Source organism: Paraburkholderia translucens (assembly GCF_020881035.1).
GTDB classification, from domain to species: domain Bacteria; phylum Pseudomonadota; class Gammaproteobacteria; order Burkholderiales; family Burkholderiaceae; genus Paraburkholderia; species Paraburkholderia translucens.
The window spans coordinates 1-15219 of sequence record NZ_JAJITC010000028.1 but is presented as its reverse complement, the minus strand read 5'-3'; the positions used below and the strand labels follow the sequence as shown (position 1 = coordinate 15219).

At 62.5% G+C, this 15219-nt stretch carries 14 protein-coding genes; 7 read left to right on the top strand and 7 right to left on the bottom strand.

Features of this window, described 5'->3' with window-relative positions:
- Positions 1-262: 262 nt before the first annotated feature.
- Positions 263-1516, top strand: a complete 1254-nt coding sequence (locus tag LJ655_RS29000; protein WP_230564593.1) for a phospholipase A — start codon at positions 263-265, stop codon at positions 1514-1516.
- On the opposite strand, the gene LJ655_RS30455 is transcribed toward LJ655_RS29000, so the two are convergent.
- The gene (locus LJ655_RS30455) at positions 1437-1643 is read right to left on the bottom strand and encodes a hypothetical protein (protein WP_425605848.1); all 207 of its coding nucleotides are present in this window, start codon (positions 1641-1643) and stop codon (positions 1437-1439) included. The genes LJ655_RS29000 and LJ655_RS30455 overlap by 80 nt on opposite strands.
- 435 nt (positions 1644-2078) lie before the next feature.
- Here LJ655_RS30455 and LJ655_RS28990 point away from each other — a divergent pair, with 435 nt between their 5' ends.
- Positions 2079-2813, top strand: a complete 735-nt coding sequence (locus tag LJ655_RS28990) for a transporter substrate-binding domain-containing protein (RefSeq protein ID WP_230564592.1) — start codon at positions 2079-2081, stop codon at positions 2811-2813.
- A gap of 99 nt (positions 2814-2912) precedes the next feature.
- Here LJ655_RS28990 and LJ655_RS28985 read toward each other — a convergent pair whose 3' ends face one another.
- Entirely contained in the window at positions 2913-3839 is a 927-nt protein-coding gene (locus tag LJ655_RS28985) for a LysR family transcriptional regulator (protein WP_230564591.1), read from the bottom strand.
- 131 nt (positions 3840-3970) lie between these two features.
- Here LJ655_RS28985 and LJ655_RS28980 point away from each other — a divergent pair, with 131 nt between their 5' ends.
- Entirely contained in the window at positions 3971-5365 is a 1395-nt protein-coding gene (locus LJ655_RS28980; RefSeq protein ID WP_230564590.1) for an MFS transporter, read from the top strand.
- Between the two features lie 67 nt (positions 5366-5432).
- On the opposite strand, the gene LJ655_RS28975 is transcribed toward LJ655_RS28980, so the two are convergent.
- Entirely contained in the window at positions 5433-6374 is a 942-nt protein-coding gene (locus tag LJ655_RS28975; RefSeq protein WP_230564589.1) for a LysR family transcriptional regulator, read from the bottom strand.
- 152 nt (positions 6375-6526) lie between these two features.
- On the opposite strand from LJ655_RS28975, the gene LJ655_RS28970 reads away from it, so the two are divergent.
- Complete coding sequence (locus LJ655_RS28970) at positions 6527-7219, top strand: SDR family NAD(P)-dependent oxidoreductase (protein ID WP_230564588.1); 693 nt, start codon at positions 6527-6529, stop codon at positions 7217-7219.
- A 16-nt stretch (positions 7220-7235) separates the two neighbouring features.
- Here the strand turns inward: LJ655_RS28970 and LJ655_RS28965 are convergent, their stop codons facing one another.
- Positions 7236-8510 carry an MFS transporter gene (locus tag LJ655_RS28965; protein WP_230564587.1) on the bottom strand — a complete coding sequence of 425 codons (1275 nt, stop codon included), beginning with the start codon at positions 8508-8510 and terminating at the stop codon, positions 7236-7238.
- Positions 8511-8854: 344 nt separating this feature from the next.
- Here LJ655_RS28965 and LJ655_RS28960 point away from each other — a divergent pair, with 344 nt between their 5' ends.
- From LJ655_RS28960 to LJ655_RS28950, 3 genes are all read left to right on the top strand, one after another.
- Positions 8855-9739 (top strand): hypothetical protein, encoded by an 885-nt coding sequence (locus LJ655_RS28960; RefSeq protein WP_230564586.1) that lies wholly within the window; start codon positions 8855-8857, stop codon positions 9737-9739.
- A gap of 33 nt (positions 9740-9772) precedes the next feature.
- On the top strand, positions 9773-10285 hold the full coding sequence (locus LJ655_RS28955) for a GFA family protein (RefSeq protein WP_329959752.1): 513 nt from the start codon (positions 9773-9775) through the stop codon (positions 10283-10285).
- A 380-nt stretch (positions 10286-10665) separates the two neighbouring features.
- Positions 10666-11058, top strand: coding sequence for a hypothetical protein (locus LJ655_RS28950; RefSeq protein ID WP_230564584.1), 393 nt, complete (start codon positions 10666-10668; stop codon positions 11056-11058).
- Between the two features lie 370 nt (positions 11059-11428).
- Here the strand turns inward: LJ655_RS28950 and trpS are convergent, their stop codons facing one another.
- From trpS to LJ655_RS28935, 3 genes are all read right to left on the bottom strand, one after another.
- On the bottom strand, positions 11429-12445 hold the full coding sequence (gene trpS, locus LJ655_RS28945) for a tryptophan--tRNA ligase (RefSeq protein WP_230564583.1): 1017 nt from the start codon (positions 12443-12445) through the stop codon (positions 11429-11431).
- A 617-nt stretch (positions 12446-13062) separates the two neighbouring features.
- The gene (locus tag LJ655_RS28940) at positions 13063-14016 is read right to left on the bottom strand and encodes an alpha/beta hydrolase (RefSeq protein ID WP_230564582.1); all 954 of its coding nucleotides are present in this window, start codon (positions 14014-14016) and stop codon (positions 13063-13065) included.
- 15 nt (positions 14017-14031) lie between these two features.
- Complete coding sequence (locus LJ655_RS28935) at positions 14032-14931, bottom strand: AraC family transcriptional regulator (protein ID WP_230564581.1); 900 nt, start codon at positions 14929-14931, stop codon at positions 14032-14034.
- Between the last annotated feature and the right edge of the window lie 288 nt (positions 14932-15219).

The following is a 15219-nucleotide window of genomic DNA, read 5'->3' as shown; positions in this document are numbered from 1 at the left end:
CGGGAGCCGGCGTCCATTGCCGTATCCTCTCTGAAACACGGCGGTTCTGGTTTGGTATCCCATTGACCGGTTTGAAGATATCGTCTCATTGCGACCCGACCTCGTAGACCAATAGGAGCTCCGCGTGCGGAATCGATTGATGTCTCGCGTGAAGAACGACCGCCAGTCTGTCATACGCAGCCACCGCTCGCGTGTTTCCCGATTATCTTCCAGTCCGCTTTCCAGCTCGTTTTCCAGACTGCTCCCCAGCCTGTCGCTATGCATGAGCGCGCTGGTGCTCGGCAGCTACGCCGCGTATGGCGTCGCTGGGGTTTCAATATTGCGTCCGCCGCGCGAAGCGAGGTCCGACGAACCGCTCGTGGTGACGATCGTGTACACCGGCGACGCTCCCTCCGGCACGTCGGTCGACGTGCCTCGCACCCTCAGCGTAACGCTGACCAACGGCGAGGCCCTGCCGAGGGCCGTACTGCTCACGCGCGAATCCGGCGCGCCCGAGCATGTGCGGCTCGCGGCCGGCGAGATGAAGGCGGTCAGCTATAGCGCGCCGTGGCCCGAGTGGGCGCGCGGTGCGCTTCGCGTCGACGTGCCCGGCGTCGACGTATCGCCTTCGGTGGTCCTGCTCACGCGCATGCCTCGCAACGCGGCGACGGCCAGTGCCGCAACGGCCGCACCCGTACCGCTTGCGATCGCGCCGGCCGAAGGGCCGACGACCGGCAACGAGTCGATCGCCTCGCAAATGCCGCCTTCGACCGTGAAGCCCTCGAATTCGCTGGTGCCGGACCTCGGCACCTTCCTCCTTGGGCGGCTTTCGCCCTACCAACCCATGTACTTCGCCGATGGCTGGGACTCGTCGGACAACGGTCTTGCCAAATTCCAGGTCAGCTTCAAGTTCCGCTTCGTTTTGCCCGATGATCCGCGCTCACGCGGTCTTCTCGACAATCTCTATTTCGCCTATACGCAGACTTCGCTCTGGGATATCCGCGGGCATATGAACCCGTTCTACGACACGAGCTACATGCCCGCGCTTTTCTACTACCTCGAGGACACCGGGTGGCGGACCGGCTGGTTCACCCGGATGGGCGTCGAGACGGGCTACGAGCACGAGTCGAACGGGACCGCCGGTCCCGGGTCGCGCGGCATCGACATTGTGTACGCGAAGCCGATTTGGGATTTCGGCGACCTCAACGCCAACCACTTCACCGTTGCACCGAAAATCTACGGGTACGTGCACAAACAGGACACGAATTCGGATATCGCCAACTATCGCGGCTATGTCGACCTGCTGGTCAAATATGGCAGTCCGGACGGCTGGCAGCTCGCGACCACTTTGAGAAAGGGCACGAAATCGACCTATGGAAGCGTCGACGTGCAATTTACCTACCCGCTCGCCAAGCTGTTCGGCAGTGCTTGGGGCGGATATCTGTTTCTCAACTATTTCAACGGCTACGCGGAAGATCTTCTCGCTTACAACCAGCATCGCTGGGCCGCGCGAATTGGCTTCGCCGTGTCGCGATGACTCGCCCAGCACGAATGCCGTCGCCGGTGTTGACGGGCGGCGCAGCGCTCCACTCGGCGCGTGTCGGCTTCGGCAGATATTGTTCGCGCATCGCCTGATTGGCTTCGAATCCGTCGCACGCGAGCACGACGCCGCGTGCAGCGTGGATGCTGACGGGGCGCCCCCTCAGCTCACGATCACCCCCGTCACGCGCCCGCCTTCCGAGTGCAACGAACGCATCGGCATGCCGAGCCAGAGTTTGACGCGCCGTTGCGCGAGCGCCGTCCGCATGCTTCGCGAGATAGGCGCCCCTCTTCGGCCCGTTCTCGAGATACACGTCGATGCGTTGCTCGTCGAAGTCCTCGCCGACGACATCGCGCAGCTACGTCACCGCTTCGTCGTAGGTATCGCTGCCGCCAAGCGCGGCGAGCTCCGAAGTGCGGCACGCGAATCCATTGTTTTTCGTTACGATACCGTGCAGTTGCGGTGCGAACGCAGCTCGAATGCGCGTGGCGGCGCATGCGGGCGAGACCGAGGAAAGCAACGACCGTTTCCCCCCACCACCAGCCTTAAAGGTCTCTTGATGAATCCTGATTCCTCCATCGTTAGCGCCTTCGCGCCGGCCGGGAAGTTGCGCGCATCGATCAACCTCGGCAATCCGGTGCTTGCCAGGCGCGGATCGAGCGACGCGCAAGCCACTGGTGTTTCAGTCGACCTTTCGCGCGAGCTTGCCGCACGCCTGCAAGTCGAACTTGAACTCGTCGTTTTCGACACGGCTCGCAAATCGGTCGAAGCTGTTTCCGAAGGCAGCGCGGATATCGGTTTCTTCGCTGTCGATCCGGTCCGCGGCGCTGAAATCGCGTTCAGTGCGCCTTACATCCTCATCGAGGGCCGGTATCTGGTGCGCGACGATTCCCCCATCACGGAAAACGCTCAGGTCGATATCGCCTCGAACCGTATCGCCGTGGGCCAGGGCACGGCATACGACCTGTTCCTGACTCGTGAGATCAAGCACGCAAGCCTCGTGCGCACCGCCTCTTCACAGGTGGTCGTGCAGACCTTTCTCGACGAGAAGCTAGAAGTCGCAGCGGGCGTGAAACAGGTGCTCGAAGCGGAACTGGCAAAGGCACCCGGTCTGCGCATGCTTGGCGAGCCGTTCATGGTCATCCAGCAGGCGATGGGCGTGCCGAAGACGCGCGGCGGGCAAGCTGCCCGCTTCCTTGCAGAGTTCGTCGAGGACATGAAGCGCAGCGGCTTCGTCGCGTCGGCTATCGCGCGCAATGGAGTGGCGGGCGCGTCGGTCGCGCCGCCGGTGTGAACGGGCAGGCCCGGTACACGACAGAGCCGGTGCTACCGGCCGCAACGGGCCATTCGGTTGCCTTGATCGGACGGCCGCTTCCAGTGCGCTTACTCCTGTTCATTCACTGTCGTGCGTTGTCGCGTCAGCGCCGAAGCGCTCGACCATAAATTCGATAAAGCTCCGCAGCTTCGGCGACATCTGTCGCTCACGCAGATACAGCAGGTTCAGCGGCCGCGCGGGGGCGACAAACTCCGGCAGCACTTCGATCAGCCGCTTCGCGCGCAGATCGTGGGCGACAAGAATCTCAGGCAGCATGACGATACCGAGGCCGCGCAACGCCGCTCGTCGCAACGCGTCCGCATTGTCGATCTTCAACCTGCCGTCGACGGGCACGCTCACTCGTCCTTGCGGACCTTGCAGGATCCATTCGGGCTGCGCGGCGTACCATTCCGAGCGCGGCGGAAACGCGTACGTCAGGCATTGATGCGACCGCAGCGCGTCGGGCGATGACGGCGCGCCCCGCGTTTTCAGATACGCACCTGACGCACACAGCACAAGCCGGTAAGGCCGCAGACGCCGCGCCACGAGATCCGGATTGCCCAGCGCGCCTACGCGAACCGCCGCCTCGAAGCCGTCGCCGATCAGATCCGAGAGTGCGTCGGTGACGACGATGTCGAGCTTCACCTCGGGATAGCGCTCACAGTAATCGGCGATTGCCGGAATCAGGCATTCGTTGCTGAAGACGATGGGCGCGGTTACGCGCAGGCGTCCGCGTGGCGTTGCGAGATGGTCGAGCGCGAGCCTTTCCGAATCGTCGATCAGGCCGAGGATCGCGACGCATCGTTCGTAGTAGACCTCGCCGAAGGCGCTGAGCTTCTGCCTGCGCGTGGTGCGATGGATGAGTCGCGCGCCAAGCCGCGTTTCCAGCGCCTGAAGGTAATTGCCGACCATCGTCGGCGATAGGTCGCACGCCACCGAGGCCGCCGTCAGGCTGCCGGTTTCGACTACACGCACGAAGACGGTCATCGCTTTGAGAAGGTCCATTCCCCAATAGTACTGGGTTCTGTAGCCATTGGGTGCGCGTTTATCAATAGTGGTTTGTGAAATACAGTCTGCCGCATGCGATGAACGCGGCCCATCCCGGTCCGGCTCGCTCCACTTCATGCTCGCGGAACATGCTCAGATCCCACAATTCATCGGCCCGCTCATCGCGTCTCGCCTTGCTCGCGACGAGTCTCGGCTTCGTCATCGTCTGTCTCGACGTCACCGTCGTGAATGTCGCCCTCGCACGAATCCGCGATAGCCTCGCCATCAATTCCACGGCACTCGAATGGGTCGTCAACGCGTACACCCTTGCATTCGCCAGTCTGCTGCTGTCGGCCGGCGCGCTGGCCGACCGGTTCGGCGCACGGCGCGTGTTCATCGCCGGCCTTGCGGTGTTCACCTGCGCATCGGCCACGTGCGGGCTGTCGGGCGCCACGGCGGCGTTGATTGCGTCGCGCGTGTTGCAAGGCGTCGGCGCGGCGTTGTGCGTGCCATCGTCACTGGCGCTGCTCGGCGCAGCGTTTCCGGAGCCGCATGCGCGGGCGAAGGCCGTCAGCATCTGGGCGGGCACGGCCGCGCTCGCGCTGGGTGCCGGTCCGCTGGTCGGCGGCGTGCTGGTCGACCGTTTCGGCTGGCCAGCGATTTTTCTGATCAACCTGCCGATCGGCATTGCCGGCATCTGGCTCACAGTCGCTCATGCGCCCGACACCGTGCGCCGCGCGGGGCGTCGCATCGATCTGCCCGGGCAGACGCTTGCCGTCATCAGCCTGGCCGCCCTGACGTATGCGGTTGTCGAAAGCGGTAGGCGAGGATGGACGAGCGCGACCGTGACGGCGGGACTCGCCGTGGCTGTCGTAACCGGCGCGCTGTTCGTCGTGGTCGAGGCACGGCATCCGCAGCCGCTGTTACCGCTCACGCTGTTCCGCAATGCCGCGATGAACGTCAGTGCGATAACGGGGCTATCGCTGAATTTCGGCTACTACGGACTCATGTTCGCGATGAGTCTGTTTTTCCAGAACGCGCGGCACGACACGCCGCTCGAAACCGGCCTTGCGTTCCTGCCCATGACGGCGGTCGTGACCGTCGCGAACGTTGTATCTGGCACGCTCACTGCGCGTTTTGGTTATCGCCTGCCGATGGCTTTCGGTCAGGCGCTGGCGGCGGTGGGCTATCTTGCGCTGGTGTTCGTGCAGGCGGACAGCAACGCTCTCGCGGTGGCGTTGCCGTTGCTGGCAGTCGGCGTCGGGGTGGCGCTTGCAGTGCCGTCGATCAATACGGCGGTGCTGACGCACGTCGGACCGTCGAGTATCGGCATTGCGTCGGGCGTACTGAATACCGCGCGCCAGATCGGTGGCGTGGTGGGTGTCGGCGTGTTCGGTTCGCTCGTGCGACCGGAACTCAACGATCTCGCCGAAGGATTGCATGTCGCTGCGATGCTGGCCGTCGTCGTGACGCTATCAAGCCTCCTGACCGTATTGCTGGGCTTGAGGACGTCCGGATCACTAGTCACGGACGGCGCTGGCTAAAGGCGCTGTCCAACGCGGTGTGGATCACCGCTTCGGCTTGCGCCGCGCCGCCTTCCGTGCCCGAGCTTCACGGCGGTGGCGCTTCGCGGCGGCACACCGAGAGCACCAGTTGCCTGAGCCAACGGTGCACAGGGTCGACTTCCAGCCGCGGATGCCACATCTGCGACACCGTGATTCTTTCCGTCGCGACCGGCAATTCGAACGCGCACACGGAGTTGCAAGCGATACCTGAGTCATGACCTCGATGCCCGACGTGAGCGCCGATGAAAGACGCCGGCACCAGCGCGATCAGATCCGAGCTTCGCGCCACCGCCAGCGCGGCGGGAAAGCTCGGCACGATCGCCACGATGGTTCTTTGCAGACCAGACGCGGCGAGCGCGCGATCCACGGGGCCGTGCGCGCTCTCGTGCCGTGACGCGACCACATGTCCGAACGCGACGTATCGCCCGGCGCTGATTTCGCCTTCGCATTCGAGCGGATGGCCCTTCCTCACGCCCCCCACGAAACGATCGCGAAACAGTGCCTGCAAGCGCACCTCCGGCCCCATCTCGCCTGGGACGCCGATCTCCAGATCGGCTGAACCGTCGCGCAGGTGCGCCGGACTCTTTTCCGGCTTCGGCGCAAAGCGCAGGCACACCTGCGGCGCGACCGCCGTTACCGCTGCGATCAGCGGCGCGCCGAATGCTTCGACGAAGCCGTCGTTGGCGCGGATCGTGAAGGTTCGCCGCAGTGTGGCGAGATCGGGTTCGGCATGCGAGGGCCGCAGCACCGCGCGCGCCTCATCGAGCGCCGTGCGGGTGCGTTCACGAATCTTCTGCGCGGTGGGCGTCAGGACCATATCGCGTCCCGCGCGCACTAGCAGCGGATCGCCGGTGGCTTCGCGCAGCCGGGCGAGCGTTCTGCTCATTGCCGAGGCGCTCAGCCCCAGGCGGCGCGCGGCGCGCGCGACGCTCGCCTCGGCCAGCAGCATGTCGAGCGCGGTCAACAGGTTCAGGTCGATTTCCGGCATGCCCGATCCTAACACCGCAGTGCGACCGAACCGCGCGGAGAAGGCGTCCGCTGCAGGTTAACAATGCAGTCGGCGCGTCTTCCGCCGATTCGTGGGCATCGCTATATTTTTCTACAACCAACGGACAGCTACGTCATGGAGAGCCATAGCCGATGCAAACCGAACTTCAGCAAAAAACCGTACTACTGATCGGCGCCTCGCGCGGTCTCGGATTCGCGATGGTCGAAGAATATCTCGCACGCGGCTGGCACGTGATCGCCACCGCCCGCCCCGATTCGATGGACAGGCTGCGCAAGCTTTCCGGCGCGCTCGAAATCGAAACGCTCGATATCACGGTGCCACAGCAGATCGCCGCTTTACGCGCTCGCCTTGCCGCTCGACGGCTCGATTTGCTGTTCGTGAACGCCGGTGTGAAGAACGACGACCGGGAGACCATCGCGGATGTATCGACCGACGAGTTCGTGCGCGTGATGGTGACCAACGCGCTGAGCCCGATGCGCGTGATCGAGGCGTTCGCCGATCTGGTCCAACCGCACGGCACGCTCGCCGTGATGTCGTCCGGACAGGGCAGCGTCGCGAATAACACCAACGGCAAGTACGAGGTCTATCGCAGCAGCAAGGCCGCGCTCAACATGCTGATGCGCAGCTTCGCCGCGCGCCACGCCGATGACTCGCGAACCTTGTTGTTGATGGCGCCGGGCTGGGTGCGCACCGACATGGGCGGACCCGACGCGCGACTCGGTATCGACGAGAGCATTCCGAACCTGGTGACGACGATCGACTCGCAGCAAGGCCGCGCGGGACTGCATTACCTGGATTATCTAGGCAGGGTCGTGCCCTGGTGAACGGTCTTCGCGACCCTCACTTGTCGCCGACCGGCGAGACCGGGCGCGTTCGCCGCACGACGTTCGCACTGTCCTCCGATTGCACACTCGGGCTGAAGACATAGGTCGCAAGGCCGATCACGAGCACGATCATCGTGAAGAGAAACAGTCGCGCGAAAATATCCGGTGCGGGCAGTCCCTCGCGGATGCCCCTCGCCGCGAGCCATCCGAAGCAATTGCTCGTCACGGCGACGCCGAGAAACACCATGCTGTTGAGTATGCCGAGCCGCAAGCCGAGGCTCGATGCGGCGGAGATCGCGCGGGCCTGCGACATCACGAGCGGATGAATCGCGCCGACACTGAACAGCACGCACACCAACGACGCGCTCAGCAGCGCGTTGTAAGACGGCAGCACCAGCAGCAGCGCCGCGGCCAGTATGCCGAGCGACAACCCGGCGAGCGACAGCGCCTTGACCGAAAACCTGCGCACCAGCAGCGGAATGATCAGCGATACGACCAGCGCCGAAACGCTCGCGGCAGTCATCACGCGTCCTCGCGCGACCGTGTCGAGAGCGAACACGTCCGCGAAATAGGGACCGCCCCATGAGGTTCTGAACGTTCCGCCCGCCGACAGCGCGAAGCAGACGGGCAACAAGGTGAGAAACGCAAGGTTGTTCGACCGCGCGTTGTTGCTCGCTCGCGTTCGCCTTGGCCCTTGCCCGAGATCCTTTCTTCGCGCCGCCGCGCGCGGGCGGCGCCAAAGCGAAGCGGTCACGGCCGCTGTCGTCAGGGCCATCGCCGCCGCGGCGACGCCCATCGCCGGCCGCCAGCCGATTTTCGTCGCGGCCCACGCCAGCGGCAATGCCGCGATCAGCGCGCCGAAGATGCCGATGCCGCTCGCGACAGTCACCGTTCGCACCTGGCGTTGACCATGACCGGCGACGAGCACATGGTTAAGCAGTCCCATGAAGATCGGCGCGCAGCCGAGGCCCAAAGCGGCCTGGGACGCCAGCGCCAGCACGGGATCGTGCGTCAATGGAAGCGTCGCCGCCCCGCCCGTTCCGACGCTCATGCAGAGGACGGTCGGCCGGCCGATGCCGAACCGGTCGAATGCAAGTCCGAGCGGTATCTGCGCGCAGGCGAAAGTGAGAAAGAACGCGCCCGCGAACAGACCGAACATCTTCTGCGTAAAGCCGTAGTCCGCGATCAGTTGCGGCGCGACTACCGCGACGTAGCTGCGGAAAAACTGACTCAACAGGTAGGCGAGCGTGAGAGTCCACAACGTGTAGTCGCGAGGGCGCTGACGAACCACTGCAAATCTCCGTCGGATCAAAGAGGCGTTCGTGACGACGCATAGTCCGCTGCACGACTAGCAGTCGATCGCGCCGGGTACACGCGGGGAAAAGCGCCTTCCAGGCCGTAGCAACCTGGGATTATCGCGCAAGGCCATGGACGGTTGAACGAGAGCTGGCGTTCGCAATGCGCGGATGTTGGTACGAATTCAGATCTCAACATTGTGGTGGACCTCGCTTTGCAGGCCCGGAAAATGCGTGGGTTGCGCGGGGCGGCGAAGTAGTTCATGTTCGAGGCTTGCGCGAACCTCATACGGCCTGCAACCCATGCACGACACGATTACCCGACTCAAGGAGATCGACCATGCGTGATACCGTCGCCAGCACCGAGTCCCGCTCCCTCAGCAAGTCTTACGGCTCGCATTTCGCGGTAGTCGATCATTACGCCCGGGCCGCCCAGCGCAGGCTCAGCAATTTCAGCGTGATGAACGTGCTGCGCACTTTTCCGCAGTTCATTCCGTGTAGCGAAGGAAGCTACAAGGCCAGAGCGAAGCTCACGGTCGATGCGATCAACCAGACGCTTCCTCTATTGAGCGACCTGGCGGCCTACGTCGGAAGGCCGCCGGCGCCCGTCATGGAAATCGCCGATTTTCCGGCCAACGACGAACAGCGGCAGGCCGCAAGCGCGCTGAAGGAGCGCCTCGACGCTCAAGGCAGCGACAAATCGAGCCATCACAGCTACCACCATCTGTACGGTGCGATCCTTGCGGATCGCCAGGCCATACGCTCGGTGATCGAAATCGGCATCGGCACCCATCATTCCGACACCGTTTCATACATGGTCAGAGGCGAGGCGGGCGGCTCGCTCAGGGCGTTCAGGGATTTTCTGCCTTTCGCGCAGATCTATGGAGCGGACATCGACCGCCGGGTTCTCTTCCAGGAGGAGCGCATTCAGACGTTCTTCGTCGACCAGACCGATCCAGCCACTTTCGAGCAGCTCGCAGGCTCAGTGGCTGGCGAATGCGATCTCATCATCGACGACGGTCTGCACTCTCCGCATGCCAACATCCAGACGCTGATATTCGGGTTGAAGAAGGTGAGGCTCGGTGGCTGGGTCGTGGTGGAAGACATCGGACATGAAGCGCTGCCCGTCTGGCAGGTCGTCAACGCGTTGCTTCCCGCCCGCTATCAGTCGTATATCGTCCACGAGCAGCACGCGCTTTTGTTCGCGGTGAAGCGCCTCGAATGATCCACGCGGGCTGTTCCGCGCGGTTCGAGGTACATGGCGCGGCACGCGAGTCGGGCCAGGCGTCACGTCCGCCTTTTCCGGCTACGTTTTCGGTCGCTCGACAAGCTGTCGTGGATTGCCGACGATCTGTTCAGGAATGATAGGTCGAGGGATTCGATGCTGACAGGTGGATGCTACTGCCGTGCCATCCGGTATGAGATTCATTCGACTCCGTTCGGCACGACGCTTTGCCACTGCGCCACATGCCGAAAGGTATCGGCAGCGCCAGCGGTTGCCTGGTTCAGTGTAAGCAAGGATGGACTCCGTTGGATACAAGGCACGCCAAAGACGTTTGAATCCAGCCCGGGCGTTCTTCGGGCGTTTTGCGGTCAATGCGGGACGCCATTGGCTTACGCAAACGCCGAGTCGCCCGACGTGGTGGATGTTTCGACCTGCTCTCTCGATGAACCTGGCGAAGTTCCTCCAGCGACTCACACCTGGATCAAGTATCGGCTAACCTGGGATAGGACGGCGGACGGTCTGCCTGAGTATGCCGAAGCCGGTTAGTCGTTCCGATTATTGGCATATTCCAACGTCGGAATGCTGACAAATCGATCGTTTAGGACAGCTCGTGAGAGGCCGGCCAAGTGAGGCAGCACGCGGCCACGCTCTGCCATTTGCAGCCTCCCCCGACGAGGCATTCAAGCGTCAACTTCGCCACTCACAACGGTCATACGCTTTCCGTCAAAGTCGATGTCCCTTAGGGTCGACTTATGCCTTTTGCATGATGTGCATGCCCGAGGTTATTTTCGCGCTCGGTCGTGCGACGCTGTGCGGCCAGAAACAGGCATTCGACGCGCAGACTCGAATCGCCGACAATTATTGCGCATCGATTCTTGCAACAGGACGTCTCGAACATTTCATTGAAGCTGCTGCGAAGGAGTGTAATGAAAACCAACTGGAAATTGATTCGGGAAGTTCTAAATGCCGCTATCGACAGTTGCGAGCGGTTGGAACAGGCTGGCTATGCTGAAGAGCATCGCGGTCGTTCCGTCCAGATAGGCGGGCGACAAGTGAGCGTGCAGGAATTCTTGACTAGCGCGTGGACGCTGCCCGAGAACGTTCGCTATGAAGTGATCCGGTCGCGTCACGACAGGAATCTCGATCTACCTTATGTCCCGGAAACGGCGAGGATTCTCACCGCAGTGGCCGCCGCATGTGCAGAACTCTTAGGCGCGGGGGATATGCCACCGGCCGAGCCGCATATGCGTGGAATGATTGACTGGTATCGAAACCACTTCGATCCAAACGTGAAGCGCGCAATCTCGACGGCCGCGTAGTCCGTTCCGGGGGAGAGGATAGAGAGATCGAACGTCCGTTCTGTAGAACGTCGAAAAACCGAAGTGGGTCGCGAGCAGCCGATCGCCGGCTCGCGAGTTTCAGGCAGCGTATGCCGCTTGCGAGAGGCAGAGAGTCCGCCGGCCATTAGGCGCCGGTGGCGGTCGTCGTCCAGTTTGACTGGCCGAGGTCTCGTTCACGCTCGCTCAATGGCCGGTCTCGGGCAAGCAATTTGCGGAGGCCATTGCCCTAACCCGGCCATCTCGAGCCGTTCATGCTCGCCCCTGAGCGGCTTCGGAACGACAAGTCACCTGAAAGTAGCGGTCGCTCATGACCTTCGTGGGCGAGTGCAGTATCGTCGAAAGCAGCCGCTCAGTTCTGGAAGTAGCTCAAGCCCAGCGCGCCTTTGACCTCCGAAAGTGTCTCCGCGGCGACATCGCGCGCGCGCATCGTACCGCGACGCAAGATCGCGAGCACCTCGCCCCGGTCTTCCTCCAGCTCGCGACGGCGCGCACGAATGGGCTCGATAAGTGACTGCAGTCGCTCGTTTAAAACCCGCTTGACCGCGCTATCGCCCAGTCCCCCGCGACGATAGTGCGATTTCAGCTCGTCCACTGTCTGTACGTCGGGCTCGAACGCGTCAAGGAACGCGAACACGACGTTACCCTCTACCCGACCCGGGTCGCTGACTCGCAAGTGGTTCGGGTCGGTATACATGTTGTTGACCGCCGTCGTGATTTCGTCCTGAGTGGCGCCCAGAGAGATGGCGTTCCCGAGGGACTTGCTCATCTTGGCTTTGCCATCGATACCGGGCAATCGAGTGACCTGCGACAGCACAGCCTCGCATTCGACCAGTACGGACCGCTCGACGGTGTTGTTGAAGCGCCGCACCAATTCGTTGGTCTGCTCGATCATCGGTAGCTGATCATCGCCCACTGGCACGTGCGTTGCCTTGAACGCAGTGATATCAGCCGCCTGACTGACGGGATACGTCAGGAAGCCGGCAGGGATGTCGCGCTCGAATCCGCGTAGACGAATCTCCTCCTTGATCGTGGGGTTGCGCTCAAGACGCGCGACCGTCACGAGGTTGAGCAGGTATTGAGACAGCTCCGCCAACTCCGGCACCTGCGATTGGATGAGGATGGTGGACTTACCCGGATCGATGCCAACAGCAAGATAATCGAGAGCTACTTCAATGACATTCTCAGTCACTTTCTGATGCCGGCCGACGTTGTCGGTCAACGCTTGTGTGTCCGCGAGAAGCAGGAACTGCTGTGCTTCATGCTGGAGCTGAACCCTGGCGCGCAAGGAACCGATATAGTGGCCGAGATGAAGCGGGCCGGTAGTCCGATCGCCGGTCAGGATGGTAGGACGGGTTGATTTCGTCATGGACTGGAGCCTCAAATTTTTGATGGCACCAGCCGTCAGCGCGCGCAAACAAAAATGCCGCCAAGACTGGCGGCATCGGTTTGCAAAATACGTAGAAAAACGGGCCGCCGGATTCAGGCGCGCCACCAACCGTGCAGTTTCAGCGAGATGGGTTTCGTATCCATGGCAGTCAGTATATCCCGAGCCAGACGACTGGTGTCAGGTGAGGAGCTGGAAGCGGTCATCCCGCCCCTTTGTTTCCGGGCGGACGGAATGGATCTGAAATACGCACTGCCGACTCGCCGCTTGCGGGCCGCTAAATTCCAGTGACGCTTCCGAGCGATGAGTTTAGGGAGCAGACTGACGCAGCCCGACCCACAAAAGCCGCTCGATCCCGCACGTCGCCAACGACGGCTTCCAAGGTCCAACGGCCACCCATGAGCCCACAGCGGTTGGCACGGTCTTGGCCAAAGCAGTCCGTCCCACTACAAACCTGCGATTCCTCAACCGAAAGCTGCCCAGCAGGCACGGGCAACCTTCAATACCCGGACATCGGCTACTTCGGGCGGCGTACGCGGAGACCTTGGCGATAAGACCAGCCATCAGGGGCGACGTGCGGCAGTGCAACGCGTCACGGTTTACCATTGGTCATGCAGTTGGCGCACCACCGTCGCGATAGCCGATGGTTCGAGTGTGAGTTCCATGTGCCCCACGTTCGGGAGCAACGTGACCGGCCAATTCTGGCCAGCTTCCCGAACGATACCTTCGATCTGCTCGCTCCTGAACACTTCGTCGTCTATTCCTGCCATGACCGCGCAGGGTTGCCGGGCACGTCGAATCGTGCTGATGTAATCGCGCGCTGGACGGAAGTTGCTCGCAAGGTTGAAGTCATACTGCGGGGTAAGCAATGCGCCATCCTCGTCGCTCAGGGCGAAGCGGATGACGGTCATCGCGTTCGCAAAGCGAAATCCAAATGCGTTCAGCAGCAGGATGGCGACGATGCGCGGCACACCGACTTCAGCCCATCCGCCGTTGCGCGGGCGTTGTGTGGGCGCCTGATCGCCGATAAATGGCGCTAGCAACAGGTAGCGGTCGAAGAGCTTCTGGTGGGAGCTGCCCGCGACGCGCAGGGCGAAACCCGCGCCCGCTGAAAAGCCGACGAGTGTCGATGGCCGAGGCGGACACACCTCGCGCATGAATGCCTCCAGATCCGATTCCAGCCGACCGATACGGTCAATGTGCCCCCTTGTCCCGGATGCGCCATGTCCACGCATGTCCAGCGCGTAGACCGCGAAGCCGGCCGCGGCCATCGCTTTTGCAAGCGGGTGCATGCTGGCGCTGCGCGCCGATGAACCGTGGATGAGCAGGACGCTGCCGTTGCCCGTATGCGTGCACTTTCGATATTGCCGGTAAGCCAGCGCCTGCCCGTCCTCGGCCCGGAACGTCGACTGCTCCGGCAGGTCTGAAAAATCGACCCGCGCAAACGGCGCACTGATACTGGGCATCGGCGCGGGGCGCCGTGGACCGCCGAATACAAGCGCCAGTGCGATGGTGGCGAGGACAACGAGTAGCGCGAGCGCGATGATGGTCATGGCAGCGGTGCCCTGTCATGCGAGGGGCACGTAGATGTCGGTCTGCCATTGATCCTGTGGCGTGTCCGGATTGACGCTGAGGTAGTGGAAGAACAAGGGGTGATCGCGCAGTTCTTCGCCACTTGCAGGAAGCCAGTCGCGGTAGATCGGGTAGATCGTCTCGCCGATATGGTCGGTCGATCCCACGTGCCGGACCACAGCGCATCGCCCGCCCGGAATCACCAGTTCGCGAACGCCGTCGGGATTCGGCGCGACCGGCTCGTTGATCTCACCGCAGATGTCGAAACGGAATGCATCCGGCGGCGTCGTTTCGGGGTTGCTGCGCGGAATGCCGAAGGTCCGGCTCGACGACACCGGAGATTGCTCGCTTTGCGCGCGCCAGTCGATGAACTTGCGCACGCTTGCATTGATATGTCCGATCGGCCCGCGGTGTTCAAGCGCAGCCACACGGGTTTCGGGGAAGACGACGATTCTCACCTGCATGGTCAGTTTCCTTGAAAGATGCGGGATGACGAAGGAAGCACTCCAGACTTGCCAGTTCGGCTGCCGTCGGAATGAGCTCGGCGCTATGCCGAAGACACGCTTGAACGCTCGGCTAAAAGCTTCCGGGCTGTCAAAGCCGGCGCCGAGCGCCGCGTCGAGGACCGAGCAACCATTGCGTGACGCAAGGCGCCGGGCAGCCATCCGCAGCCGCATTAGTTGCACATAGCGCGCCACCGGGACGCCTGTGTAGGCGGCAAACTGCCGGTGAAAATGGAACCGCGAGAAATGCGCGATGCGGCTCAGTGCTTCCACGGACAGGTCGCCATCGAGGTTAGCGTCGATGTAGGCGAGAACAGCGTCAAATCGCCTTGCGTAGGCGGCCGGAGCAACAGCGTCAGTTTGCATGGTCTGAATCGTGCGGATTTCCGTCATGGTCGTCCATCGCTGGGCAGCATACCTAGCCGCGCTTGCTCGATTCTGCCATTGGCACTTTCTACCGTTATCTCCCGGTTCGACAACGCCTGCTGGCTGTATCGCGCCCTGAGGCGGTTCCGGATTGACGGCCCGCATTAAACCGCGTCAACGGCTGCTTCCAAGGGCGGATTCAACCGGTCGATGCAATAGTTCGATGGAATCGTTCTGCCGGTGTTTCATAATCCAGAGTCTTCCTTGGGCGCTCGTTCAGCCTTCGTGCCACGGCGTTGAGTTTGGCCTGTGAGT

Excerpts from the sequence above, each read along its gene's own strand:
- LJ655_RS29000 (WP_230564593.1), top strand. The coding sequence starts at position 263 with ATGAGCGCGCTGGTGCTCGGCAGCTACGCCGCGTATGGCGTCGCTGGG.
- LJ655_RS28990 (WP_230564592.1), top strand. The coding sequence starts at position 2,079 with ATGAATCCTGATTCCTCCATCGTTAGCGCCTTCGCGCCGGCCGGGAAG.
- LJ655_RS28985 (WP_230564591.1), bottom strand. The coding sequence starts at position 3,839 with ATGGACCTTCTCAAAGCGATGACCGTCTTCGTGCGTGTAGTCGAAACC.
- LJ655_RS28980 (WP_230564590.1), top strand. The coding sequence starts at position 3,971 with ATGCTCAGATCCCACAATTCATCGGCCCGCTCATCGCGTCTCGCCTTG.
- LJ655_RS28975 (WP_230564589.1), bottom strand. The coding sequence starts at position 6,374 with ATGCCGGAAATCGACCTGAACCTGTTGACCGCGCTCGACATGCTGCTG.
- LJ655_RS28970 (WP_230564588.1), top strand. The coding sequence starts at position 6,527 with ATGCAAACCGAACTTCAGCAAAAAACCGTACTACTGATCGGCGCCTCG.
- LJ655_RS28960 (WP_230564586.1), top strand. The coding sequence starts at position 8,855 with ATGCGTGATACCGTCGCCAGCACCGAGTCCCGCTCCCTCAGCAAGTCT.
- LJ655_RS28955 (WP_329959752.1), top strand. The coding sequence starts at position 9,773 with ATGGCGCGGCACGCGAGTCGGGCCAGGCGTCACGTCCGCCTTTTCCGG.
- LJ655_RS28950 (WP_230564584.1), top strand. The coding sequence starts at position 10,666 with ATGAAAACCAACTGGAAATTGATTCGGGAAGTTCTAAATGCCGCTATC.
- trpS (WP_230564583.1), bottom strand. The coding sequence starts at position 12,445 with ATGACGAAATCAACCCGTCCTACCATCCTGACCGGCGATCGGACTACC.
- LJ655_RS28940 (WP_230564582.1), bottom strand. The coding sequence starts at position 14,016 with ATGACCATCATCGCGCTCGCGCTACTCGTTGTCCTCGCCACCATCGCA.
- LJ655_RS28935 (WP_230564581.1), bottom strand. The coding sequence starts at position 14,931 with ATGACGGAAATCCGCACGATTCAGACCATGCAAACTGACGCTGTTGCT.